Source organism: Arthrobacter sp. SDTb3-6 (assembly GCF_013376095.1).
GTDB lineage: Bacteria > Actinomycetota > Actinomycetes > Actinomycetales > Micrococcaceae > Specibacter.
The window spans coordinates 37,176-62,158 of sequence record NZ_JAAMFN010000020.1; the positions used below are offsets into that span (position 1 = coordinate 37,176).

At 68.0% G+C, this 24,983-nt stretch carries 21 protein-coding genes; 4 read left to right on the forward strand and 17 right to left on the reverse strand.

Annotation, left to right across the window (positions count from 1 at the left end):
- From G6035_RS11225 to pgl, 4 genes are read left to right on the forward strand one after another with little or no spacing between them, the layout of a single operon-like run.
- Entirely contained in the window at nucleotides 1-1,638 is a 1,638-nt protein-coding gene (locus G6035_RS11225) for a glucose-6-phosphate isomerase (RefSeq protein ID WP_176617176.1), read from the forward strand.
- 22 nt (nucleotides 1,639-1,660) lie between these two features.
- Nucleotides 1,661-3,199: a glucose-6-phosphate dehydrogenase gene (zwf, locus tag G6035_RS11230; RefSeq protein WP_256127910.1), complete on the forward strand. Its 1,539-nt coding sequence runs from the start codon at nucleotides 1,661-1,663 to the stop codon at nucleotides 3,197-3,199.
- Complete coding sequence (locus G6035_RS11235; protein ID WP_176617178.1) at nucleotides 3,196-4,137, forward strand: glucose-6-phosphate dehydrogenase assembly protein OpcA; 942 nt, start codon at nucleotides 3,196-3,198, stop codon at nucleotides 4,135-4,137. Before zwf ends, G6035_RS11235 begins: the two co-directional genes overlap by 4 nt.
- Complete coding sequence (pgl, locus tag G6035_RS11240; protein WP_176617179.1) at nucleotides 4,134-4,940, forward strand: 6-phosphogluconolactonase; 807 nt, start codon at nucleotides 4,134-4,136, stop codon at nucleotides 4,938-4,940. Before G6035_RS11235 ends, pgl begins: the two co-directional genes overlap by 4 nt.
- A 134-nt stretch (nucleotides 4,941-5,074) precedes the next feature.
- Here pgl and secG read toward each other — a convergent pair whose 3' ends face one another.
- The 17 genes from secG to G6035_RS11325 form a co-directional block, all read right to left on the reverse strand.
- Nucleotides 5,075-5,320, reverse strand: a complete 246-nt coding sequence (gene secG, locus G6035_RS11245; RefSeq protein ID WP_176617180.1) for a preprotein translocase subunit SecG — start codon at nucleotides 5,318-5,320, stop codon at nucleotides 5,075-5,077.
- Between the two features lie 129 nt (nucleotides 5,321-5,449).
- Nucleotides 5,450-6,265, reverse strand: coding sequence for a triose-phosphate isomerase (gene tpiA, locus G6035_RS11250; protein ID WP_176617181.1), 816 nt, complete (start codon nucleotides 6,263-6,265; stop codon nucleotides 5,450-5,452).
- A 100-nt stretch (nucleotides 6,266-6,365) separates the two neighbouring features.
- Nucleotides 6,366-7,604 (reverse strand): phosphoglycerate kinase, encoded by a 1,239-nt coding sequence (pgk, locus tag G6035_RS11255; RefSeq protein ID WP_176617182.1) that lies wholly within the window; start codon nucleotides 7,602-7,604, stop codon nucleotides 6,366-6,368.
- A gap of 8 nt (nucleotides 7,605-7,612) precedes the next feature.
- Entirely contained in the window at nucleotides 7,613-8,620 is a 1,008-nt protein-coding gene (gap, locus tag G6035_RS11260; protein WP_176617183.1) for a type I glyceraldehyde-3-phosphate dehydrogenase, read from the reverse strand.
- Nucleotides 8,621-8,835: 215 nt separating this feature from the next.
- On the reverse strand, nucleotides 8,836-9,459 hold the full coding sequence (locus G6035_RS11265) for a superoxide dismutase (RefSeq protein WP_176617184.1): 624 nt from the start codon (nucleotides 9,457-9,459) through the stop codon (nucleotides 8,836-8,838).
- Nucleotides 9,460-9,572: 113 nt separating this feature from the next.
- Complete coding sequence (whiA, locus tag G6035_RS11270) at nucleotides 9,573-10,553, reverse strand: DNA-binding protein WhiA (protein ID WP_176617185.1); 981 nt, start codon at nucleotides 10,551-10,553, stop codon at nucleotides 9,573-9,575.
- Nucleotides 10,554-10,556: 3 nt separating this feature from the next.
- A complete protein-coding gene (gene yvcK, locus G6035_RS11275; protein WP_176617186.1) occupies nucleotides 10,557-11,588 on the reverse strand; it encodes a uridine diphosphate-N-acetylglucosamine-binding protein YvcK in 1,032 nt (343 codons plus the stop codon).
- Between the two features lie 2 nt (nucleotides 11,589-11,590).
- Entirely contained in the window at nucleotides 11,591-12,511 is a 921-nt protein-coding gene (gene rapZ / locus G6035_RS11280; protein WP_176617187.1) for an RNase adapter RapZ, read from the reverse strand.
- A gap of 191 nt (nucleotides 12,512-12,702) precedes the next feature.
- The gene (gene uvrC, locus G6035_RS11285) at nucleotides 12,703-14,673 is read right to left on the reverse strand and encodes an excinuclease ABC subunit UvrC (protein ID WP_176617188.1); all 1,971 of its coding nucleotides are present in this window, start codon (nucleotides 14,671-14,673) and stop codon (nucleotides 12,703-12,705) included.
- A gap of 2 nt (nucleotides 14,674-14,675) precedes the next feature.
- Nucleotides 14,676-15,344 carry a 1-acyl-sn-glycerol-3-phosphate acyltransferase gene (locus tag G6035_RS11290; RefSeq protein WP_176617189.1) on the reverse strand — a complete coding sequence of 223 codons (669 nt, stop codon included), beginning with the start codon at nucleotides 15,342-15,344 and terminating at the stop codon, nucleotides 14,676-14,678.
- Nucleotides 15,331-16,119: an HAD hydrolase-like protein gene (locus G6035_RS11295; RefSeq protein WP_256883631.1), complete on the reverse strand. Its 789-nt coding sequence runs from the start codon at nucleotides 16,117-16,119 to the stop codon at nucleotides 15,331-15,333. The genes G6035_RS11290 and G6035_RS11295 overlap by 14 nt, the downstream gene beginning before the upstream one ends.
- Nucleotides 16,120-16,214: 95 nt before the next feature.
- Nucleotides 16,215-19,103 carry an excinuclease ABC subunit UvrA gene (gene uvrA / locus G6035_RS11300; RefSeq protein ID WP_176617190.1) on the reverse strand — a complete coding sequence of 963 codons (2,889 nt, stop codon included), beginning with the start codon at nucleotides 19,101-19,103 and terminating at the stop codon, nucleotides 16,215-16,217.
- Between the two features lie 133 nt (nucleotides 19,104-19,236).
- Nucleotides 19,237-19,620: a GntR family transcriptional regulator gene (locus tag G6035_RS11305; protein ID WP_176617218.1), complete on the reverse strand. Its 384-nt coding sequence runs from the start codon at nucleotides 19,618-19,620 to the stop codon at nucleotides 19,237-19,239.
- 5 nt (nucleotides 19,621-19,625) lie between these two features.
- A complete protein-coding gene (locus G6035_RS11310; RefSeq protein WP_176617191.1) occupies nucleotides 19,626-21,557 on the reverse strand; it encodes an ABC transporter ATP-binding protein in 1,932 nt (643 codons plus the stop codon).
- Entirely contained in the window at nucleotides 21,554-23,296 is a 1,743-nt protein-coding gene (locus G6035_RS11315; RefSeq protein ID WP_176617192.1) for an ABC transporter ATP-binding protein, read from the reverse strand. Before G6035_RS11315 ends, G6035_RS11310 begins: the two co-directional genes overlap by 4 nt.
- Before the next feature lie 161 nt (nucleotides 23,297-23,457).
- Nucleotides 23,458-24,156: a PIG-L deacetylase family protein gene (locus tag G6035_RS11320; RefSeq protein WP_218063129.1), complete on the reverse strand. Its 699-nt coding sequence runs from the start codon at nucleotides 24,154-24,156 to the stop codon at nucleotides 23,458-23,460.
- Between the two features lie 12 nt (nucleotides 24,157-24,168).
- Complete coding sequence (locus tag G6035_RS11325) at nucleotides 24,169-24,981, reverse strand: trans-aconitate 2-methyltransferase (protein ID WP_176617193.1); 813 nt, start codon at nucleotides 24,979-24,981, stop codon at nucleotides 24,169-24,171.
- Nucleotides 24,982-24,983: the final 2 nt, after the last annotated feature.

Below are 24,983 nucleotides of genomic sequence, written 5' to 3' on the forward strand. Positions count from 1 at the left end.
ATGACCTCCCTGGCATTCGCCGCGACAGGCGCCGCACAGGCCGCCGGAACCATCCACCTGGAATCACTCGTCGCCGACAAGGTCGCCTCCAAGATCTTCGCCAAGGACGCCACGCTGTGGGGGCCGGACGCCGAATCCGAGTCCGCCAAACGGCTGGGCTGGGTGGAGACCCCCGAGGTCTCGGCACCGCTCGTCGCCGAGATCAACGCCCTCCGCGACGCCTTCGCGGCCGAGGGCATCAGCCACATCGTGCTCTGCGGCATGGGCGGCTCCTCGCTGGCCCCGGAAGTCATCACGGCCACCGCCGGCGTTGAGCTCACCGTGCTGGACAGCACCGAGCCGGGCCAGGTGCGTGCCGCCGTGCAGGACCGCCTCGCACAGACCGCCATCGTGGTCTCCTCCAAGTCCGGCTCCACCCTGGAGACGGACTCCCAGCGGCGCATCTTCGAGCAGGAGTTCACCGCCGCGGGCATCGACGCCAGGCAGCGCATCGTCATCGTCACCGACCCCGGCTCCCCGCTGGACAAGTCGGCCCGCGAGGCCGGCTACCGCAAGGTCTTCAACGCGGACCCCAACGTGGGCGGGCGCTATTCCGGCCTGACCGCGTTCGGGCTCGTTCCCTCCGGCCTGGCCGGCGTGGACGTGCAGGCGCTGCTTGACTCCGCTGAGGAGGCCGCCGAGATCCTGCGCGATGACGACGCCGACAACATCGGACTGCGCCTCGGCGCAGCCCTGGGCGGCACCACCCCGCTGCGCAACAAGGTGGTCATCGTCGACGAAGGCTCCGGAATCGTGGGCTTCGCCGACTGGGCCGAACAGCTCATTGCCGAATCCACCGGCAAGCTGGGCACCGGGCTGCTGCCCGTCGTGGCCGATCCGGCCTCGCCCGAGGTCACCGAAGGCCTCGCCGATGTCCTGGTGGTCCGGCTGGTGGCCGGGGATGCCGACGTCGAACTTCGGAACAATGAAGTGTCCATCGCCGGTGACCTCGGCGCGCAGATGATGGTGTGGGAATTCGCCACGGCCGTGGCCGGGCGCCTGCTGGGCATCAACCCCTTCGACCAGCCGGACGTGGAGGCCGCCAAGGCCGCTGCCCGCGGGCTGCTCGACGCCACGCCGCAGCCCACGCCGGCCCTGTTCACCGACGGTGCCATTGAGGTCCGCACGGCCAACGCCGACGCCGGCTGGCTGGCCGGTGCCTCGACCGTGGCCGGGGCGTTGTCCGCCCTGGCCGGGGCACTGCCGGCCGACGGCTACCTCAGCGTCCAGGCCTACCTGGACCGGCCCGCCAACGCGCCGCTGGCCGGAATCCGCGACGAACTGGCGGCCGCGACCGCCCGCCCCGTCACGTTCGGCTGGGGCCCGCGCTTCCTGCACTCCACCGGACAGTTCCACAAGGGCGGCCCGGCCATCGGCGTCTTCCTGCAGGTGACCGGAGCTGCTGCACAGGACCTGGCCATTCCGGACCGCCCGTTCACCTTTGGCCAGCTGATCGCAGCCCAGGCCGCCGGCGACGCCGGGGTCCTGGCCGACCACGGCCGCCCCGTGCTGCGCCTGCACCTGACGGACGTCGCCACCGGTGTTGAACAACTGAAAACTGCTGTGGCAGCCCTTGCCGGCCGCCGCACCGACGCATAAGGCCGAGCCACCCCACATGCCCATGAACACTGCAACACAACAAGCAAACCCGCTTCGGGACGGTCGCGACCGGCGGCTGTCCCGGGTGGCGGGTCCGTCGTCGCTGGTGCTCTTTGGAGTGACCGGTGACCTGTCCCGGAAGAAGTTGATGCCGGCCGTGTACGACCTGGCGAACCGGGGGCTGTTGCCGCCGAGTTTCGCGTTGGTGGGTTTTGCCCGGCGTGACTGGGACCGTGCGGATTTTGCCGCGGAGGTCAAGGCCTCCGTACAGGCGCATTGCCGCACCCCCTTTGACGAGGCTGTCTGGAACCAGCTGGCCGAGGGCATCCGTTTCGTCCGCGGCACTTTTGACGACGACGAGGCCTTTGAGCGCCTGAAGGCGACGCTGGCGGGGTTGGATGAGCAGCGGGGCACGCAGGGCAACCATGCGTTCTACCTTTCGATCCCGCCGAAGGCCTTTGAGCTGGTGTGCCGGCAGTTGTCGGTGCATGGGCTGGCGCAGGGCGGGGAGGAGAATTGGCGCCGGGTGGTCATTGAGAAGCCGTTCGGGCACAACCTGGCTTCGGCGAGGGCGTTGAATGACATTGTGGAGTCGGTGTTCCCGGCGGATTCGGTGTTCCGGATTGACCATTACCTGGGCAAGGAGACGGTGCAGAACATCCTGGCGCTGCGTTTCGCGAACCAGTTTTTTGAGCCGTTGTGGAATGCGAATTATGTGGACCATGTGCAGATCACCATGGCGGAGGACATTGGCACGGGCGGCCGTGCCGGTTATTACGACGGCGTGGGCGCGGCCCGGGACGTGATCCAGAACCACTTGTTGCAGCTGTTGGCGTTGACGGCGATGGAGGAGCCGATTTCCTTCAATGCCGAGGACCTGCGGGCGGAGAAGGAGAAGGTGTTGGCGGCCGTGAAGCTGCCGGCGGACTTGACGGGGCATTCGGCCCGCGGGCAGTTCGCGGGCGGGTGGCAGGGCGGGGAGCAGGTGCTGGGGTACCTGGAGGAGGAGGGGATCCCCTCGGACTCCACGACGGAGACGTTTGCTGCGATCCGCCTGGACATCAACACCCGGCGCTGGTCCGGGGTGCCGTTTTACCTGCGGGCGGGCAAGCGCCTGGGCCGGCGGGTGACGGAGATCGCGGTGGTGTTCAAGCGGGCCCCGAACCTGTTGTTCACCGACCATGCCGAGGATGACTTTGGGCAGAACGCGGTGGTGATCCGGGTCCAGCCGGATGAGGGGGTGACGATCCGTTTTGGTTCCAAGGTGCCCGGGACGCAGATGGAGGTCCGGGATGTGACCATGGACTTTGGCTATGGGCATGCGTTTACCGAGTCGAGCCCCGAGGCGTATGAGCGGTTGATCCTGGACGTGCTCCTGGGTGAGCCGCCGCTGTTTCCGCGGCACCAGGAGGTGGAGCTGTCCTGGAAGATCCTGGATCCCTTTGAGGATTTCTGGGCGGCGGAAAACATCCAGCCGGAGGCGTACGCGCCCGGGAGCTGGGGGCCGACCTCGGCCGATGAATTGTTAAAGCGAGACGGAAGGACGTGGCGGCGACCGTGATCGTTGACCTACCCAACACCACCACCTCTAAGATCACCAAGCGGATTGTCACGATGCGTGAACAGGGCGGCGTGGTCACCCTGGGCCGTGTGCTGACCTTGGTGGTCATCACCCAAAACGGGCAGGAGGAGGAGGCCATTGCGGCCGCGAACCTGGCCAGCAGGGAACACCCGTGCCGCATCATCGTCCTGGCGGCCGGTTCGGCCGGGGAGCCGACCCGCCTGGACGGGGAAATCCGGGTGGGCGGCGATGCCGGCGCGTCGGAGGTGATCGTGCTGCGCGGCTTCGGCGAGCTCGCCCCGGAAAGCGAGTCCGTGGTCTCGGCCCTGCTGCTGCCCGACGCGCCCATCGTGGCCTGGTGGCCGAACAACGCGCCCGAGTCCGCGAGCCTGAGCCCGATCGGGCGCATCGCCCACCGCCGCATCACCGACTCCGCCGGCCAGGCGGACCCGCGCGCGGCGTTGGAGCACATTGGTGCCACCTATGCCGCCGGGGACACCGACCTGGCCTGGACCCGGCTGACGAACTGGCGGATCCAGCTGGCCGCGGTCCTGGACCAGCTGGACACGGCCGGGCCCATCACCGGGCTGCAGGTCGAGGGCGCCAGCGACTCCCCCAGCACGCTGCTGCTGGCCGCCTGGCTGCACCAGGCACTGGACGTGCCGATCACGGTCACGGAGGACCCCCGCGGCACCGGGATCCGGCGCGTCGTGCTCGAACGCGATGGCGGGAACGTCGAACTCCACCGCCCCGGCTCCGTCGAGGCCGTGCTCACCCAGCCCGGCCAGCCCGACCAGCAAATTTCCCTGCCCCGCCGCACCCTCCAGGACTGCCTCGCCGAAGAATTGCGTAGGCTTGACCCCGACGAGGTCTTCGGCGAAGTGGTCACCGAAGGCATGAGCAAGCTGTTGGCGGAAGAGAAGGTAGTCACTGCATGAGCCGCAATGTACGCATCACCCTGCACCCCTCCTTTGACGTGCTGGCCGCCACCACGGCGGCCCGGCTCATTACGCGGCTCCTGGATGTCCAGGGCGAACGGGGCGAGGCCACCGTGGTCCTGACCGGCGGCAGCGTAGGCATTGCCACGCTGAAGGCGGTGGCCGCGTCGCCGGCCCGCCTCGCCGTCGACTGGGCCAAGGTGAACTTCTGGTTTGGCGACGAACGGTTCGTGCCGGCCGGCTCCCCTGACCGCAACGCCAACCAGGCCGCTGAGGCACTGTTGGACCACATCGGCACCGACCCCGCCCGGGTGCACATCATGGCCGCCTCCGATGCCGTGGACAGCCTGGATGCGGCCGTGGCCGACTATACGGACCAGCTCACCGCTGCGGCGAAGCTGCAATGGGAGAACGACGACGACGACCGGTCCGAAAGTGCCCCGGCCGTCCCCCGCTTCGACGTGCTGCTGCTGGGCCTGGGCCCGGACGCCCACATTGCCTCCCTGTTTCCCGACATGTCCGGCATCCGCAGCCAGGGCGAGCCCGTGGTGGGCGTGCGCAACTCCCCCAAGCCGCCCCCGACGCGCGTGTCGCTTGCGCTGGAAGCAATCAACACTGCCCAGGAAATTTGGATTGTGGCCGCCGGCGCGGACAAGGCGGCCGCCGTCGGGCTGGGCCTGGCCGGCGCCAACCCCGTCCAGGTGCCTGCGTCCGGTGCGCGCGGGGTCAACAAGACCCTGTGGCTCATCGACCAGGAGGCTGCCGCGAAGGTCCCCGAACAGCTTATGCGCCGCGACAGCTGATCACCGCCGGGTCAGCCGGCACGCAAAAAGGTCCCGTCCGGAAGAAGACTTACGGACGGGACCTTTGTGCGTTTGTGGCGCCGTTCCTAGACGACCCAGTTCCTAGACGACCCAGTTCCTATACGACCCAGTTCCTAGGTGGCGTACGACATGACCAGGCCCAGGCCGATGATCACGACGCCCCAGGTGATGCCCAGCACCACGGTGAAGCGGTTGAGGTTTCGTTCTGCCACGCCGGAGGATCCGAGGTTGGAGCTCATGCCGCCGCCAAACATGTCCGACAGCCCGCCGCCCCGGCCCTTGTGAAGCAGGATCAGCAGGGTCAGCAGCAGGCTGGTGATGCCCAACAGGATCTGCAGGGCAATTTTCAGTGCTTCCACTTGTGGCCTTTCAGCGCGGTTTGTCTCAGGGGTGGTGCAGGGCACCGTTTCGACCCAGTCTATCCGCCCCGGTCCGGTCTTTGCGAACCGGCGCGGCCGGCGGGACACTGGACGGGCCGGAGACGGGGCCTAGTTGGTGACGAGGTGGTTTTCGAAGCGCGCAATGTTGGCAAACTCCCCCGCGTCCAGGCTGGCCCCGCCCACCAGGACCCCGTCGACGTCGCGCTCAGCCATGATGGCCGCCACGTTGGCCGCCTTGACGGAGCCGCCGTAGAGGAGGCGGGTCTTGGCGGCCGTGTCGGCGTCGAACAGCCCGGCCAGTTCGGCGCGGATGGCTGCGCACAGTTCCTGCGCATCGGCGGGGCCGGCAACCTCACCGGTGCCGATGGCCCAGATCGGTTCGTAGGCGATGACGAGCTGCGCTGCCTGTTCAGCGGTGAGTCCGGCGACGGCGGCACGCACCTGGGCGAGCGTGTGCTCCACGTGGGTGCCCGCCTGGCGGACTTCCAGGCCTTCGCCGGCACACAGCACGGGGGTCAGTTCGTGGCGGAACGCGGCCTTGACCTTGGCATTGAGCAGTTCGTCGCTTTCGCCGTGGATCTCGCGGCGTTCGCTGTGGCCCACCAACACGTATGTGCAGCCGAGCTTGTTCAGGAAGGCGCCGGAGATGTCGCCGGTGTAGGCGCCGGAGTCCTGGTCGGAGAGGTCCTGGGCGCCGTAGCTGAGCTTGAGCTTGTCGCCCTGCACTAGTGTCTGCACGCCGCGGATGTCGGTGAAGGGGGGAAAGACGGAAACCTCTACCCGGGAAAAGTCGTGGCGGGCGTCGGACAGCGTCCACGCCAGCTTCTGCAGGAGGGTGATGCCCTGGACATGGTCCATGTTCATCTTCCAGTTGCCGGCAATCAGCGGTGTGCGGTCAAATTTCCCGTTGGTCGAAGTCGTCATCGCTCTCTCGTTCCTTGCAGTGCTCAAAGTGAAAAATCTTCAGGGTGCGCCGGCAGGCGCACGAAGGTGGCGGCAGCGTTGCTGCCGCCACCCGGTGTGGCTAGCGCTCCAGGGCGCCCAGGCCCGGCAGTTCCTTGCCTTCAAGGAACTCCAGGCTGGCCCCGCCCCCGGTGGAGATGTGGCCAAAGGCGCTGTCGTCGAAGCCCAGCGTGCGCACTGCTGCGGCCGAGTCCCCGCCGCCGACGACCGTGAAGCCGCCGTTGGCGGTGTTCTTGGCCAGTGCCTCCGCAATGGCGCGCGTGCCGCCGGCAAATGCCGGGAACTCAAAGACGCCCATGGGCCCGTTCCAAAACACCGTCTTGGCGGGAGCGATGGCCGCAGCGAAGGCGGCCCCGGACTCGGGCCCGATGTCCAGGCCCAGCCCGGTGGCACCGAAGCTGGAGGCCTCGATGGCTTCCGCCGCGACGGTTTCGTGATCGGCGTCGGCGGCAAAGCCGGAGGCCACCACGATGTCGGTGGGCAGGACAAAGGTTGTCCCGGCCGCCGCCGCGCGCTTGAGGTACGCCCGGACCACGGGGATCTGGTCCTTCTCCAGCAGCGACGCCCCCACCTGGTGGCCCTGTGCGGCCAGGAACGTGAACAGCATGCCGCCGCCCACCAGGATGGTGTCGGCCTTGCCGAGCAGGTTGTCGATGACGGCCAGCTTGTCCGAGACCTTGGAGCCGCCCAGCACCACCACGTAGGGTCGGACCGTGTCCGTGGTGAGCCTGGTCAGCACCTCCAGCTCCGTCCGGACCAGGTCACCCTGGTAGGACGGGAGCAGCTTGGCGATGTCGTATACGCTGGCGTGCTTGCGGTGCACGGCGCCGAAGGCATCGTCCACGTACGCGCCGTTGTCCCCCGTGAGGGAGGCGAGCTCGGCGGCAAAGGCTGCACGTTCGGCGTCGTCCTTGGAGGTCTCACGGGCGTCAAAGCGCACGTTTTCCAGGACCAGCACCGATCCGTCGGCCAACGCGGCGGCACCGGCCCGGGCCGCGGGGCCCGTGGTGTCCGCTGCGAGGGTGGCGTTCAGTTCCGGCGCGAGCTCCGCCAGGCGGGCCACGGCCGGTGCCAGCGAGTACGTCGCCTCGGGTGTCCCCTTGGGCCGTCCCAGGTGGGCGCTGACCAGGACGCGGGCACCGGCCTCGGCCAGTGTTTTGATCACGGGCAGCGAGGCCTTGATGCGGCCGTCATCAGTCACCAAAGCGCCGTCGAGCGGCACGTTCAAATCACTGCGGATAAGAACGTGCCGCCCGCGGACACCTTCATCGATGAGTTCGCTGAGGGTGTGGAGTGTCATGCGATTCCTTAGAGCTTGGCTGCTACGAGTTCGGTCAGGTCGACCAGGCGGTTGGAGTAGCCCCATTCGTTGTCGTACCAGGAGACCACCTTGACCTGGTTGCCGATGACCTTGGTCAGGCCCGAGTCAAAGATGGACGACGCCGGGTCGCCCACGATGTCCGAGGAGACAATCGGGTCTTCCGTGTACGTCAGGTAGCCGGAGAGCTTGCCTTCGGCCGCGGCGGCCTTGTAGGCGGCGTTGACTTCCTCCACCGTGACTTCGCGGCCGACCGTGGCGGTCAGGTCGGTGGCGGAGCCGGTGGGGACGGGGACGCGGATGGCGTAGCCGTCCAGTTTGCCCTTGAGCTCCGGCAGGACCAGGCCGATGGCCTTGGCGGCACCGGTGGAGGTGGGGATCATGTTGATGGCTGCGGCGCGGGCGCGGCGCAGGTCGCGGTGCGGGCCGTCCTGCAGGTTCTGGTCGGCCGTGTAGGCGTGCACCGTGGTCATCAGGCCGCGCTCGATGCCGAAGCTGTCGTTGAGGACCTTGGCCAGCGGGCCGAGGCAGTTGGTGGTGCAGGAGGCGTTGGAGATGATGTGGTGCGCGGCGGGGTCGTACAATTCGTCGTTGACGCCCAGGACGATCGTGATGTCCTCGTCGGAGGCCGGCGCGGAGATCAGGACCTTCCTGGCGCCTGCGTCGATGTGCTTCTGGGCGTCCGAGGCCTTCGTGAAGAAGCCGGTGGACTCGATGACGATGTCAACGCCGAGCTCGCCCCAGGGCAGCTTGGCGGGGTCGCGCTCAGCCAGGACGGTGATGGTCTTGCCGTCCACCACGAGGTGGCCGTCGGCAACTTCCACGCCCACCGGAAGGCGGCCGCTGACGGAGTCGTACTTGAGCAGGTGGGCCAGGGCCTCCGGGCTGGTGAGGTCGTTCACCGCCACAATTTCAATGTCGGCAGCCTGGGCCAACGCTGCGCGGAAGTAGTTGCGGCCGATCCGGCCGAAACCGTTGATGCCAATACGTGTAGTCACTGTTTCTCTCTCCTTGGTGCCTGCGGCACCCGTTGTCTGGTTGGGTGTGGGCACTCAACCGGTGGTTCCCGCACGACGTTGGGCAGAGATTGACGCTGGCGCGCCTGCGATGCGCGCGCCGTGATCCATATTACGTTCCTAGGGCCCCGCCCCGCCAATGTGACGGCGGCGGGCACCCATGGACCGGCCGCCAGGCGGCCGGCAGGCCGGTCTGCTTACGGCAGGATCAGCCCGGTGGCGTTCTTGCGGGCGGCGTCAAAGCGCTTGGCGACGTCGGCCCAGTTGACAATGTTCCAGAACGCCTTGACGTAGTCGGCCTTGACGTTGACGTAGTCCAGGTAGAAGGCGTGCTCCCACATGTCCAGCATCAGCAGCGGGGTGGTGGCCACGGGGACGTTGCCCTGCTGGTCGAACAGCTGCTCGATCACGATGTTGCCGCCCAGGCCCTCGAAGGAGAGCAGCGCCCAGCCGGAGCCCTGGATGCCCAGGGCTGCTGCGGTGAAGTGGGCGCGGAAGGCGTCAAAGGAGCCGAAGGCGTCGTCGATGGCTGCCGCAAGCTCACCTTCGGGCTTGTCGCCGCCCTCGGGCGAGAGGTTGTTCCAGAAAATGGAGTGGTTGGTGTGGCCGCCCAGGTTGAAGGCCAGGTCCTTGGAGTACTTGGCCACGTTGGCGAAGTTGTTGGTGGAGCGGGCTTCGGCAAGCTGCTCAAGCGCCGTGTTGGCGCCGGCGACGTATGCTGCGTGGTGCTTGCTGTGGTGCAGCTCCATGATGCGGGCCGAAATGTTCGGCTCCAGGGCAGCGTAGTCATAGCTGAGTTCTGGAAGTGTGTACTTGGTCACGGTTCCTCCGATTGGATTCTACGGGTGGGTTGGCACCGGGTTTTCCAACCCCGTGCAAACTGCATAACCACTGTGGTGCCGGTTATGTTTCTACTCTTCCATACTAGGCACGTTTAGGATTCCAACATGTCGAACGTGACATTTGACTCCGTGCCGGGGATGCCTGTTTCCAGCGCCTTTTTGTCCGCCATGGCCAGCAGACGGCGGATGCGCCCGGCGATGGCGTCCTTCGTCAGTGGCGGGTCGGCCAGGCGGCCCAGCTCATCCAGGCTGGCCTGCTTGTGGGCCACACGCAGTTCGCCGGCGTACTTGAGGTGGTCGGGGACGTCGTCGCCGAGGATTTCCAGGGCCCGGTCCACACGGGCGCCGGCGGCCACGGCAGCCTGGGCCGAGCGCCGCAGGTTGGCGTCGTCAAAGTTCGCCAGCCGGTTGGCGGTGGCCCGGACCTCCTTGCGCATGCGCCGTTCCTCCCAGACCAGCAGGGTTTCGTGGGCACCCATGCGGACCAGCAGTGCGGCGATGGTGTCGCCGTCGCGGATCACCACCCTGTCGATCCCGCGCACTTCACGGGCCTTGGCGGCAATGTCGATGCGGCGGGCCGCGCCCACCAGGGCCAGGGCGGCCTCGGGGCCGGGGCAGGTGACCTCCAGTGCGGAGGAGCGGCCGGGCTCGGTCAGTGAGCCATGGGCCAGGAACGCGCCGCGCCACACCGCTTCGGCGTCGGCCGCGGAGCCGTTGACGACGACGGACGGGAGCCCGCGCACCGGCCGTCCCCGGCCGTCGAGCAGGCCCGTCTGGCGCGCCAGGGCCTCCCCGTCGCGGACCACCCGGACCACGTAGCGGCTGCCGCGGCGCAGCCCGCCGCCGGAGACCACAATGATTTCGCTTTGGTGGCCGTAGATTTCCGCGATGGCCGCCCGCAGGCGGCGGGCCGTGGCGGCGGAGTCCACCTCCGCCTCGATCACAATCCGCCCGGAAATGATGTGCAGTCCCCCGGCGAAGCGCAGCAGCGCCGAAACTTCCGCCTTGCGCACAGAGGACTTCTTGATGTCCAGCCTGGACAGTTCCTCTTTGACCGCCGCTGTCAGCGCCATGGTTCAGCCCTTCACTTTCGAATTCCAGTTGTCCCCAAAAATGTCCCGGTATGCCGCGGCCAGCCGCAGCGGGTCGTGGACGGAGGTCCTTGCGGAGCTCCCCACCTTACCGAACACCACCTCGGCGCCCAGCATCGCGGCCGCCTCGGTGAACCCCGCCACATCGGCAATGCCGGACGGGTCCGCCAGCACCACGTCAACTCCGAAGCCAGGCGCATAGCGGGAAATGACCCGCAGGTGGTCCGCCGCATCCAGTCCGGTGGCTTCCAGGTCGTTGACGTCCAGGTTCATGGTCAACAGGCGCCTGGCCTTGGTGGTGCACAGCGCCCGGCGCATCTCCGGCAGGAGCAGGTGGGGCAGCACGGAGGTGTACCAGGAACCGGGCCCCAGCACCACCCAGTCGGCCTCGTGGATGGCCGTGACGGCCTCGACGCAGGCGGGGGCGTCCTCGGGCAGCAGCCGGACGTTGTCCAGCCCCCCGGCCTTGGCCAGATGGGCCTGGCCGCGGATGACGGTGCCGTCCGGGTGTGTGGCGTCGGTCGCGGCCACCACGCGGCCTTCGATGGTCAGCGGCACACTGGCCATGGGCAGCACCTCGCCGCGGGCGCCCAGCAGGGCGCCGGCCCAGCGCAGTCCTGCCACGGTGTCCCCCAGCAGTTCCCACAGGGTCACGATCAGCAGGTTGCCGAGGGCGTGGTTGTCCAATGAACCGGCCGTGCCGTTGCGGGAGGTGAAGCGGTGCTGCATGACGTCGCGCCAGGTGCGGCCCCAGTCGGTGTCGTCGCAGAGCGCGGCCAGGGCCATGCGCAGGTCGCCCGGCGGGAGGACGCCGAGCTCGTCGCGCAGGCGGCCGGAGGAACCGCCGTCGTCCGCCACGGTCACGACGGCGGTGAGGTTGCTCGTCAGCAGGCGCAAGGCGGACAGGGACGCGGCCAGGCCGTGGCCGCCGCCCAGTGCGGTGACCTGCACGCCGGATTCGAAGGCGGGCAGGCGCCCGCCGCCGGCCGGGACCACCGGCAAAATACCCGTGTACACCGTTACTCCCGGCCCAGGTCGCGGTGCCTGATGCTGGTGGTGACCCGCGGGTACTGGCTCAGGCGCCTGGCCAGCTCGATCGCCACGGCCACGGAGCGGTGCTTGCCGCCCGTGCAGCCGACGGCGATGGTGGCGTAGTGCTTGTTTTCCCGGCGGTACCCCTCCAGCACGGGTTCCAGGGCGTGCACGTAGCGTTGCACAAAGTCGGCGGCACCATGGTCCTTGAGCACAAAGTCGCTCACCGCCTTGTCCTCGCCCGTGAGGGGGCGCAGCTGCGGGACCCAGTGCGGGTTGGGGATGAAGCGGACGTCGGCGACGTAGTTGGCGTCCACGGGCAGCCCGTACTTGAAGCCGAAGCTCATGATGGTCAGGGCCAGGACCACGGGGCCGGATTCGGAGAACAGCTCCGTGACGGCCGCGCCGAGTTCGTGCACGTTCAGCACGGAGGTGTCCAGCACCATCTCCGCCTGCGACTTCATCTCGGCCAGCAGCTGTCGTTCGGCGCCAATGCCGTCCAGGATGCGCCCGTCCTTCTGCAGGGGGTGGGGGCGGCGGGCCAGCTCAAACCGGCGCACCAGCGTCTCGTCGCTCGCGTCCAGGAACAGCACCCGGTAGGCCACACCCGCGGCGGAGAGCGCGTTGAGCGATTCGCGGATGTCGGCAAAGAGGGCCTTGCCGCGCACGTCAACCACCACGGCCAGTTTCGGCAGGGCACCGGGCATGCGTGAGACCAGCTCGGACAGGGCTGCGAGCATTTGCGGGGGCAGGTTTTCGATGACGTACCAGCCCAGGTCCTCGAGGGCGTTGGCTGCCGTGCTGCGCCCGGCCCCCGACATTCCGGTGACCACCAACAGCTCCGGTTCGACCGGCTTGACCGGGGTCAGCGGACGTTCAGCGGTTGCTGGATCTTGGTGCCCTGGCATGGCGCTCCCTTGGAATCGGTGGTGTGGACGCCGCTTCCTGCGCGGCAGGGCGTCCGGCTTTGCTACCTGCAAGCCTAGAGGAATTTCCCGCCGGCCCGGAATCCCGGAGCCGGGCGGGGACGGCCCCGCGGCTGTCCCGCAGTGGTCCCCGGGGCGTCCCGGAGCCGTCCCCCAGCCGGTCCGCGGCCGGGTCAGTCGAGGATTTCCCCGGTGGCCATGTTGACGGCGGGCGCGGCCTCACCCTGGCCCCCGGCGGCCAGGGTGTCATGGACCGCCTGCGCCAGCACGGGGCCGATCCCCGGGGCCTGGGCCAGTTCGTCCACGGACGCGGCCCGCACCTTTTTGAGGGAGCCGAAGTGGCCCAGGAGCGCCTTTTGCTTCGCCGCGCCCAGGCCCGGGACGGCATCCAGCGCGGAGGCCGTCATGGCCTTGCCGCGCTTGGCCCGGTGGAAGGTGATGGCGAAGCGGTGGGCCTCGTCGCGGATGCGCTGGAGCAGGTAGAGCCCCTCGGAGGACCGGGGCAGGATGACCGGGAAGTCGCTGTCCGGCACCCAGACCTCCTCCAGGCGCTTGGCCAGCCCGACGACGGCAACGTCGGTGATGCCCAGTTCTGCCAGTGCGCGGGAGGCGGCGTTGACCTGGGGCACGCCGCCGTCGACCACCACCAGGTTGGGCGGGTAGGCAAACTTGCGGGCCGCCTCGGGCGCGGCGTCGGCGGCGGAGATGTCCCCCGAGGCCGGCACGGCCTGGGCCCGCTCCCCCTGCTCGGCCAGGTAGTTGCGGAAGCGGCGGGTGATGACGTCGTGCATCGAGGCGGTGTCGTCGATGGCGGCGTCGCCGGTGATGGCGAACTTGCGGTATTCGCCCTTCTTGGCCAGCCCGTCCTCCACGACGACCATGGAGGCCACCACGTTGGTGCCCTGCACGTGGGAAATGTCATAGCATTCGATCCGCAGCAGCGGCATGGGCAGGTCCAGTGCCTCCTGCAGCTCGGCGAGTGCCAGGGAGCGGGTGGTGAGGTCCCCCGCCCGGCGGGACTTGTGCAGCGCCATGGCCTGCCGGGCATTTTGCCGGACCGTGTCCATGAGCGCTGCCTTTTCCCCCCGCTGGGGCACCTTGATCTCCACCTTGCCGTGGCGCAGCCCGCCCAGCCACTGCGCCAGGTCCAGGTGGTTGGCCGGCAGCTCGGGCACCAGGATTTGGCGCGGGATGGCGTCCTGCTGCTGGTCCCCGGCCCCGTAGACCTGCTGCATGAGGTGTTCCCAGAGGTCGGCGTCGGTGGCGTCCTCCACCTTTTCCACGACCCAGCCGCGCTGGCCGCGGATGCGCCCGCCGCGGACGTAAAACACCTGCACGGCGGCCTCCAGCTCGTCCTGTTCGACGGCGAAGATGTCGGCATTGGTGTCTTCCGCCAACACCACGGCGTTGCGTTCAAACACCTTCTTCAAGGCGATGATGTCGTCGCGCAGCCGGGCTGCCTGCTCGTAGTCGAGCGTGGCGACGGCGGCCTGCATCTCCTTCTCCAGGCGGCTGATGAAGCGCTTGGCCTCCCCGCCCATGAAGTCGCAGAAGTCCTGGGCGAGCGCCCGGTGGTCCTCCTCGCTGATGCGGCCCACGCAGGGTGCGGCGCACTTGTCGATGTAGCCGAGCAGGCAGGGGCGCCCGCTGCGTTCGGCGCGCCGCAGCACGCCGGGGCTGCAGCTGCGCACGGGGAAGACACGCAGCAGGGTGTCCATGGTTTCCCTGATGGCCCCCGCAGTGTAGGGGCCGAAGTACTTGGTGCCCTTGCGCCGTTCACCGCGCATGACCTGCACGCGCGGGAACTTCTCCCCCATGGACACTGCCAGGTACGGGTAGGTCTTGTCGTCCCGGAAGGCCAGGTTGTACCGGGGCGCGAATTCCTTGATCCAGGTGTATTCCAGCTGCAGGGCTTCCAGCTCGCTGCCCACCGTGGTCCACTGCACGCTGGCGGCATGGTGGACCATGGCGTGGGTCTTGGGCAGCAGGCCGGCCGGATTGGCGAAGTATGAGTTCAGCCGCGAGCGGAGGTTCTTGGCCTTGCCCACATAGATGATGCGGCCGTGTTCATCCCGGAACCTGTACACGCCGGGGTTGGTGGGGATCTCCCCGGGCTTGGGCCGGTAGCTGGAAGGATCTGCCACGACTACTCCGTGCCGGGGCTCTGGTTGTACTTGGAGCTGCGGGCCTGCCCTGTCAGTGCGGCGATGGCGTCCATGATGGTGTCGGTGACGGCGCGGCGGGCCGGCAGGGAATGGTCCGGGCCGGTCTTTTCAAAGCTGAGGGGCGTGCCGAACTTCAAGGTGAACGGGGCCGGCTTGACGGTGTTCCGGCCGGCCGGCTGCAGCTTTTCGGTGCCGATGAGCCCCACCGGCACCACGGGGGCGCCCGTGGTCAGGGCCAGCCAGCCCACCCCGGTGCGGCCGCGGTACAGGACGCCGTCGCGGGAGCGCGTGCCCTCCGGGTAGATCCCGACGCCTTCGCCGCGGCCCAGGATGTCCAGCAGGGTCTTCAGGGCCTGCACGCTGGCCGCCTGTTCGCCGCGTTCCACCGGAATGGAGTGCACGGCCTCGAAGAACTGCTTCATGAGCCTGCCCTTGAGGCCCTTGCCGGTGAAGTACTCGGCCTTGGCAAAAAATGACACCGGCCGCGGCGTCAGGGCCTGGACGATGACCGAGTCAAAAAAGGACAGGTGGTTCGGCGCCACGATGAACGGCCCGTCGGCGGGGACGTTCTTCAGCCCCTCCACCGTGGGGTGGCACAAGCCGGCGATGGTGCCGCGGGTCAGGGCGCGGGTGAGGTCATACAGCGCCATCGGCGGCCTCCCCGGCTGCTCGGGCCGGTTCCGCCGCCAGCGCCTGCAGCAGCCCCTCCGTGGAATGCACGACGCCGGCGGCCCCTGCCGCTTCCAGCTCACCGTCGGGGGCGAAGCCCCAGGCGACGCCGATGCAGTCCAGGCCGTTGGCGCGGGCCCCGTTGACGTCCTGGTGCCGGTCCCCCACCATGACGGCCCGGTCCGCGCCGGGCATTGCGTCAAGGGCTGCGGCAATGATCTCTGCCTTGCCGGCACGGTAGCCGGCGTCGCCGGGCATGAGGGTCTCGTCGGCGTGCGAGCCCCGGATGACGTCAAAGCATCCCGCGAGCCCGTGGTGCGCCAGCAGGGTTTGCGCCAGCGGCTCCGGTTTTTGGGTGGCGACGGCAAGCTGCGCGCCCCGGGCGCGCAGCAGCCCGAGCAGTTCCTTGATGCCGGGATACACGGCCGACATCGCCATGCCGCGTTCGGCGTACCAGCTGCGGTAGCTGGCGATCACCGCGGGGACCTGCGGTTCCGGGACGCCCAAAATGTTGACCAGCCCGTCGGCCAGCTTGGGTCCAACCATCCGGTCGAGCATTTCCGGGGCGGGAACCGGCAGGCCCAGGCTGTGCAGGGCGTGGGCGATCCCGCCGGTGATGCCGCCAGCCGGGTCCACCAGGGTCCCGTCAAGGTCAAAGACAACAGCATCATAAGAGACAGCTTCATGGACGGCAGCGCCGCCGGGGGCGTCGGGAACGGGCCGGCCGGCAGCCAGCGCGGGTTGGGCAGTAGTCACCCGCCCATTTTCTCATGTGCCGCCCGCCCTGCCGGACAAGCATGCCCCGGCGGGCATGTACGCCCGGCCGGGGCTGGACTTCCCTGCGCCGGCCGTCAGCCGGCCAGTGCCTCCCGCAGGAACGTCGCAGTGTAGCTTTCGGTGCTCTTGGCCACCTTCTCCGGGGTGCCCTGGGCCACCAGCTGGCCGCCGCCGGTGCCGCCGTCCGGGCCCAGGTCCACGATCCAGTCGGCACTCTTGATGACGTCCAGGTTGTGTTCAATCACGATCACCGTGTTGCCCTTGTCCACCAGGCCCTGCAGGACCAGCAGCAGCTTGCGGATGTCCTCGAAGTGCAGACCCGTGGTCGGCTCGTCCAGGACGTAGATGCTGCGCCCGTTGGAGCGCTTTTGCAGTTCCGCGGCCAGCTTCACGCGCTGCGCTTCCCCGCCGGAGAGCGTCGTGGAGGCCTGGCCCAGGCGGACGTAGCCGAGCCCCACGTCGACCAGGGTGCGCAGGTGCCGGGCGATGGGGGTGAACGCGGCGAAGAACTCCGCGCCCTCCTCAATGGGCATGTTTAGCACGTCGGCGATGGACTTGCCCTTGTAGTGGACCTCCAGGGTCTCCCTGTTGTAGCGGGCCCCGTGGCACACCTCGCAGGGGACGTAGACGTCCGGCAGGAAGTTCATTTCGATCTTCAGCGTGCCGTCGCCGGCGCAGGCCTCGCAGCGCCCGCCCTTGACGTTGAAGGAGAAGCGGCCCGGCTGGTAGCCGCGGACCTTGGCTTCGTTGGTTTCGGCGAACAGCTTGCGGATGTTGTCAAAGACGCCGGTGTACGTGGCGGGGTTGGAGCGCGGGGTACGGCCAATGGGGCTCTGGTCGACATGGACCACCTTGTCCAGGTGCTCCAGTCCGTCCACGCGCAGGTGGCGCCCGGCCACCTGCTTGGCGCCGTTGAGCTTGTTCGCAAGGACCTTGTACAGGATCTCATTGACCAGGGTGGACTTGCCGGAACCGCTGACGCCGGTGACGGCCGTCATGACGCCCAGGGGAAAGGCGACGTCGAGGTTTCGGAGGTTGTTTTCGCGGGCGCCCACCACCTTCAGCTGGCGTGCCTTGTCGTGTTTACGCCGCTTGGCCGGCACCGGGATGTTCTTGCGCCCGGAGAGGTAGTCCCCCGTCAGCGACCCGGTGTTTTCCAGCAGTCCCGCCACGGAGCCGGAGTGGACCACACGGCCGCCGTGCTCGCCGGCCCCGGGGCCGATGTCCACGATCCAGTCGGCCTCGTTGATGGTGTCCTCGTCGTGTTCGACCACAATGAGCGTGTTGCCCAGGTCCCGCAGCCGCGTCAACGTCTCGATGAGCCGCCGGTTGTCGCGTTGGTGCAGCCCGATGGACGGTTCGTCAAGCACATACAGCACGCCGACCAGGCCGGATCCGATCTGGGTGGCCAGCCGGATGCGCTGGGCCTCGCCGCCGGAGAGGGTGGCGGAAGCCCGCTCCAGGTTCAGGTACTCCAGACCCACGTCGAGCAGGAACTTCAGCCGGGCCTGGATCTCCTTCAGGACCTGGCTGGCGATTTGTGCCTCGCGGCCCGTCAGCACCAGGGTGGAGAGGAATTCGAAGCAGTCGCGCATGGACAGGGCGCAGGTCTCGGCGATGGACTTGCCGTTGATCAACACGGACAGCGACGCCGGGTTCAGCCGGGCACCGCCACAGGCCGGGCACGGAATCTGGCGCATGTACTCTTCGTAGCGGTCGCGGGCGGAGTCCGACTCCGTCTCCTGGTGCTTGCGCTGGATGTACTGCACGGCGCCCTCAAAGCCGGTGCTGTACTTGCGTTCGCGGCCAAAGCGGTTCCGGTACTGGACCACCACCTTGTGGTCCTTGCCGTAGAGGATGGCCTGGCGGGATTCGGTGCTGAGCTTGTTCCAGGAGTCCTCGAGGGAGAAGCCCAGCTCATCGGCGAGCCCTTCCAGGAGCCGGTTCCAGTATTCGGTGGTGGCCGTGCCCAGCGACCACGGGGCGATGGCGCCTTCGCGCAGCGAGAGGTAGGGGTTGGGGACCACCAGTTCCTCGTCCACCTCCAGCTTGGTGCCGATGCCGCTGCAGGCGCTGCAGGCGCCGAACGGGTTGTTGAAGGAAAAGGAGCGCGGCTCAATTTCGTCAATGGCCAGGGGGTGTTCGTTGGGGCAGGCGAGGTTCTCCGAGAATTGCCGCACGCGCCCGTCCTCGGACTCCCCGAGGTCCACCAGCTCGGCCAGGACCCGGCCCTCGGCCAGGCCGAGCGCCGTTTCGACGGAGTCGGTGAGTCGCTGGCGGATCCCGTCCTTGACCACCAGCCGGTCCACCACCACCTCGATGGTGTGCTTGAAGGTCTTCTTCAGCTGGGGCGGGTCGGAGAGCTGGACCTGCACGCCGTCCACCTTGGCGCGCGAATAGCCCTTTGCCGTCAGCTCGCGGAACAGCTCCACAAACTCACCCTTGCGGTCGCGCACCACGGGGGCCAGCACCTGGAAGCGGGTGCCCTCGGGCATTTCCAGCAGCTGGTCCACGATCTGCTGGGGTGTCTGCTTGGTGATGGGCTCGCCGCACACGGGGCAGTGCGGGATGCCCACGCGCGCCCACAGCAGGCGCATGTAGTCATAAATTTCGGTGATGGTGCCGACGGTGGAGCGCGGATTTTTTGACGTCGACTTTTGGTCGATGGACACGGCCGGGGACAGGCCCTCGATGAAATCCACATCCGGTTTGTCCACCTGGCCCAGGAACTGCCGGGCGTAGGCGGAGAGGGATTCCACGTAGCGGCGCTGGCCCTCGGCGAAGATGGTGTCAAAGGCCAGGGAGGACTTGCCGGAGCCGGACAGGCCGGTAAAGACGATCATGGCGTCACGCGGCAGGTCCAGGTCGACGTTGCGCAGGTTGTGTTCCCGGGCGCCCTTCACCACGAGGCGGGAGAGGTCGGGACGCTTGATTTCCGGGGTCACGGTGGCAGGCTGGTACATTGTTTCCTTCGCTTTTCGCGGCGTCCGGACAGGTGCCGGCAACGCGGTGCTGCGGTGGCACCACGTAACAGTATAGTCGAATCTTCGTTCGAACAAGGCTTCTCGAACAGGCTTTCCGGCGACGCCTTTGCGACTAGTGCCGGGAGCCGCGCTCCAGCGCGGCAATGACAATCGCCAGGGCCTTGGGGCCGGGGATGCCGAGGTCACGCACGACGCCGGCATAGGCCTCCGCCGCTTCCGCCGCCTTGGCGCCGAGCACGTCCCCGCCGGAGGCGATGGCGGTGCCGCTGCGGCCGGCCGTCACCACGATGCCGGCCTGTTCGAGCTCGCGGTACGAACGGGCCACGGTGTTGGCCGCCACCCCGAGGATCGTGGCGAGCGAGCGCACCGACGGCAGCCTGGCACCGACGGCCAGGGCGCCGGAGGCGGCCAGGTCCAGGATGCGCATCCTGATCTGTTCATAGGGCGGCACCGAGGAGGTGGTGTCCAGTTTCCACTTGCGCACAATGGCGTCCATGGCGTTCACGCCGTGCCCACTTCCTCCACCAGGGGATCGCCAAATTGTGACATGTACAAATCGTAGTAGAAGGTGTGCTGCTCCAGCAGTTGTTCGTGCGTGCCCTGCTCGATGATGCGCCCGTCGTTCATGACCAGGATGAGGTCCGCGTCGCGGATGGTGGACAGCCGGTGGGCGATCACAAAGCTGGTCCGGCCCTTGCGCAGGCGGTTCATGGCCTGGCGGATCAGCACCTCGGTGCGGGTGTCCACGGAACTGGTGGCCTCGTCCAGGATCAGGATTCCGGGGTTGGCGATCCAGGCCCGGGCAATCGTCATCAGCTGCCGCTGCCCCTGGCTCAGGCCGCCGCCGTCGTCCGTGAGAACGGTGTCATAGCCGTCCGGGAGGGAGCGGACAAAGTGGTCCACGTGCGTGGCCTCCGCGGCGGCGGTGATCTCCGCCTCCGTTGCGTCGAGCTTGCCATACGCCAGGTTTTCGCGGATGGTCCCGCCAAAAAGCCAGGCGTCCTGGAGCACCATGCCGAACTTGCGGCGCAGCTCATCGCGGGTGAGTTCTGCGGTGTTGACGCCGTCAATGCTGATCCGCCCGGAATCAATCTCATAGAAGCGCATGAGCAGGTTGACCAGCGTGGTCTTGCCGGCGCCCGTCGGCCCGACGATGGCCACGGTCTCCCCCGGCTCCGCCGCCAGGGAGAGGTCGCGGATGAGGGGTTCGTCCGGCTTGTAGCTGAAGTTGACATGGTCAAAGACCACCCGGCCTGCCACGACCGGCAGGGTGGCGGCCGGGACGTGGTCCGGGCGCTGCTCCGGCGCGTCGATCAGCTCAAAGACGCGCTCGGCCGAGGCCACGCCGGACTGGAGCAGGTTGATCATGCTGCCGATCTGCGCCATGGGTTGGCTGAACTGGCGGGAGTACTGGATGAACGCCTGGACGCTGCCGATCGTGATGACCCCGGAGGCCACCTGGATGCCGCCGAGCACCGCCACCACCACGTAATTGAGGTTGGAGACAAAGTTCATGCTGGGCATGATGATGCCGGAGATGAACTGGGCCTTGGCGCTGGAGGTGTACAGCTCGTCGTTGGAGACCTGGAACTTTTCAATGGCCGCTTCCTGCCGGCCGAACGCCTTGACGATCTCATGGCCCGTGAACATCTCCTCCACGTGGCCGTTGAGGTCGCCGGTGGACTTCCACTGCACCATGAACTGCACACGGGACCGCTTGGCAATCACCACGGTCAGGCCGGCGATGAGGGGCACTGTCACGAGGGAAATGACGGCCAGCAGCGGGGAGATGGAGAACATCATGCCCAGCACGCCCACCACCGTCAGCCCGGCGATGAGCAGCTGCGTCAGGGTCTGGTTGAGCGTCTGGGAAAAGTTGTCAATGTCGTTGGTGACCCGGGACAGCACGTCGCCGCGGGACTCCTGCTGGAAGTGGGACATCGGCAGGCGGTCCAGCTTGTCCTCGATCTGGCGGCGCAGCCGGTACATGGCGCGCTGGACAATGCCCGTGGTGATGTAGCCCTGGGACCAGTTGAAGAAAAAGGCGGCAATGTACAGGGCCAGGACGATGAGCAGCACGGCGCCCAGGGCGTTCAGGTCCAGGCCCTGGCCGGGCACCACGTTCATGCCCGAGAGCATGTCCGCCAGCTGGCCCTGCCCCGCCGCGCGCAACGCAGCCACGGCCTGGTCCTTGGTGGTGCCTTTCGGGAAGCGGTCAAGCATTTGGCCCACCACGCCGTTGAAAATGATGTCGGTGGCGTGGCCGAGCACCTTGGGCGCCACGACGGACAGGCCCACGGACACCGCCGCCAGCACCACCACCCACACCATCCGCAGCCGGTCCACCGCGAGCAGGCGCAGGATGCGCTTGAGGCTGGGCCCGAAGGCCATGGGCTTTTGCGGCGGTGCGCCCCGGCCCCTCATCATGCTCATGCCGCGGTCTCCCTGTCTTCATCGGTCAGCTGCGAGGTGACAATTTCCTGGTACGTGGGGCAGCTTTCCAGCAGCTCCCCATGCGTTCCCTGCCCCACGAGCTTCCCTTCATCCAGGACCAGGATGTTGTCCGCATGCCGGATGGTGCCCACCCGCTGCGCCACCACCAGCACGGCGGCGTGGGTGGTGACCGGCTTCAGGGCCGCGCGCAGTTTCGCGTCCGTGGCGTAGTCCAGGGCGGAGAAGCTGTCATCAAAGACGTACAGCGACGGTTTGCTGACGATGGCCCGGGCAATGCACAGGCGCTGGCGCTGGCCGCCGGAGAAGTTGCCGCCCCCTTGTTCGACGGCTGCATCCAGCCCGTCCGGCAGGGACCGGACAAACTCGGCGGCCTGGGCCACCTCGAGGGCCGCCCACAGTTCCCCATCGGTGGCGTCCGGCCCGCCCATGCGCAGGTTCGTGGCCACGGTGCCGCGGAACAGGTAGGCCTTTTGCGGGACGAGGCCGATGGCGCTGCGCAGGGATTGCAGCGTCACGGCGCGGATGTCGTGCCCGCCCAGGACAATGCTGCCTTCCGTGGCATCAAGGAGCCGCGGTATGAGGTTCACCAACGTCGATTTGCCGCTGCCCGTGGAGCCGATGACCGCCGTCGTGGTGCCCGGGGCCGCGTCAAAGCTGACGCCGGAGAGCACGGGGTCCTCTGCGCCGGGGTACTTGAACGTGGCACCGCGGACCGAGAGCCGGCCCTCGAGCCGGGCCACGGCCAGCGCACCAGGGGTGTCCACCACGGAGGGACGGGTGTCCAGGACCTCCTGGATGCGTTCGGCGGAGACGGCGGCACGCGGGATCATCATGAACATGAACATGGCCATCATGACTGCCATGAGGATCTGCATGATGTAGCTCAGGAACGCCGTCAGCGCACCGATCTGCATGTGCCCGGCGTCGATCCGCTGGCCGCCAAACCACAGCACGCCCACGCTGGTGACGTTGACGACGAAGAAGATGGTGGGGAACATCAGGGACAGCAGCCGGCCGGCGCGCAGCTGCGATGCCGTCAGGGCGCCGTTGGCGGTGGCAAAGCGGCCGGCCTCGTAGTCGCGGCGCACAAAGGCCCGGATGACGCTGATGCCGGTGATCTGTTCGCGCAGCACGCCGTTGATGTCGTCCAGCTGGTGCTGGACCTTGCGGAAGGTGGGGACCAGCACCCGCACAATCAGCCCGATCGCCACGACCAGGACCGGCAGGATGACCAGCAGCAGCCCGGACAGCGGCACGTCCTGCTTCATGGCAAGGATGATCCCGCCGATGCACATGATGGGAGCGGTGACCATCAGCGTGAAGGACATCAGCGTCAGCATCTGCACCTGCTGGACGTCATTGGTGGTGCGCGTGATCAGTGACGGGGTGCCGATGGCGCCCATTTCCTGGGCGGAAAACGTCTCGACCGTGGTGAACAGGTCACGGCGCACAGCCCGGCCCACACCCATGGCCAGCCGGGCGCTGAGAAAGGTGGCCGTGATGGCGCACAACACCTGCCCGGCCGTGATCAGCAGCATCCACCCGCCCAGGCCGAATATGACGCCGATGTTGCCCTTGACCACGCCGTTGTCAATGATGTCCGCATTCAGCGTGGGCAGGTAGAGGGTTCCCAGGGTGGACAGGAACTGCAGCACCACCACTGAAATGAGTGGAACCTTGTGCGGCGCCAGGTTTCGCGCAATCAACCGGTACAGCACGTTTCCTCCTCGGGGTGCCGGCGGCGGACGCACAGAAGAACACCTTGATAAAAAGCTACTCCTGCCCCGTGCGAGTTGTCAGGGCTGTTTTCTCTGGGCTGATTCCCCCCTTCGCGGAGGGGCCGGCCGGGGAGGTGCCGCGCCCGTGGCCGGCCGTACTGCTAGCCGTACAGTTCGAACCGCACCGCCCCGCCCTGGACCACCATCTCCACCTGCCGCCGTGCCTGCTCCCCCGCCGGCTCCGGACTGAGCGCCTTGAGGTATTCGGCGTGTTCGGCCAGGGAGGCCACGGCCCGTTCAATGCTGCTGGCGCTGACCGGCTGCGCATGGGTGGGCCGCGGCGAGCTGATGGCCACGCGGGCAGCCCTGTGCCGGGCCAGTCCCTCGGCCAGCAGTTCCGGGAAGATCCATTCGTTGTCGGCGTCGGACACGGCGTCGAGCACGCTGCGGCCCAGGGCACGGTGGTCGGCGCTGTTCCAGCGGCCCGGGCCCCATTCGTCGCGGTGGTTGAGCGTGAGCACCAGTTCGGGCTTCACGCGGCGGATGTGCCCCGCAATCTCGCGCCGCAGCACCAGGCTTTCCTGGACCCTGCCGTCGGGGTGGTCCAGGAACGCCAGGCTGGCCACGCCCACGCGCTGGCAGGCGTTTTGCTGCTCCTGCACCCGCAGCGGGCCGGCCTGTTCCGGGGGCAGCCCGGCGATGCCCGCCTCGCCGTGCGTGGCCAGCAGGTAGTGGACCTCCCGGCCGCCTGCCGTCCATTCCGCCACGGCGGCCGCCATGCCATATTCGGGGTCGTCGGGGTGGGCCACCACCACCAGTGCCGTCTGCCAGTCCTGCGGAAACGCCTCCAGCTCAGCCATGTCGGGTCCCTTTCATCGTTTTTGTCCCACCACAAAAATCCGCCGGAACGGGAAGATGGTGCCGAACTCCGCCGCCGGGTAGGCCTGGTCCAGCAGCGCTGAGTATTCGGCTTCAAACGCTTCCCCCTCCGCATGCCCGAGTGCCTGGAGCACGGGGCGCAGCCCGGTGCCCCGGACCCAGTCCAGGACGGGGTGGTCGCCGGGCAGCAGCTGGCTGTAGGTGGTTTCCCAGACATCGGCCCGCGCCCCGCCGCGCAGCAGCAGTTCGTGGTACTCCCCCGGCTCCCCGACGGTGTCGGCGTGCCGCAACACCCCGTCAAGCTGCTTGCGCCAACGGACCGAACCGGCCACCTCGCGCATCAGGGCGTGCGACGGCGAGTTGAAGTTCCCGGGCACCTGGACACCCAGCCACGCCCCTGAGGCCAGGGCGCCGAGCCACCCCGAGATGAGTCCCTGGTGCCCCGGCACCCACTGGAGCGCGGCGTTGGAGACAACCACGTCGGTGCCGGGCCCCGGGGCCCACTGCCCAATGTCGCCCAGCGCAAAGGCGAGGTTTGCCGGACGCCTGTTGCCGGCGTCGTGCCCGGTCCCGCCGCCCTGCGCGGCCGCCACCATCTCCGGCGAGCTGTCCAGGCCCTGCACGCTGGCCCCGGGCCAGCGGCGGGCCAGGGTGGCGGTCAGGTTCCCGGGCCCGCAGCCCAGGTCCACCACGTGCCGCGGTGCGTCCGCCGTGATGCGGGCGGTGAGGTCGAAGAACGGGCGGTTGCGGAAGTCGCCGAATTCCACATACTTGGCCGGATCCCAGGCAAGCTGCTTTGTTCCCATGG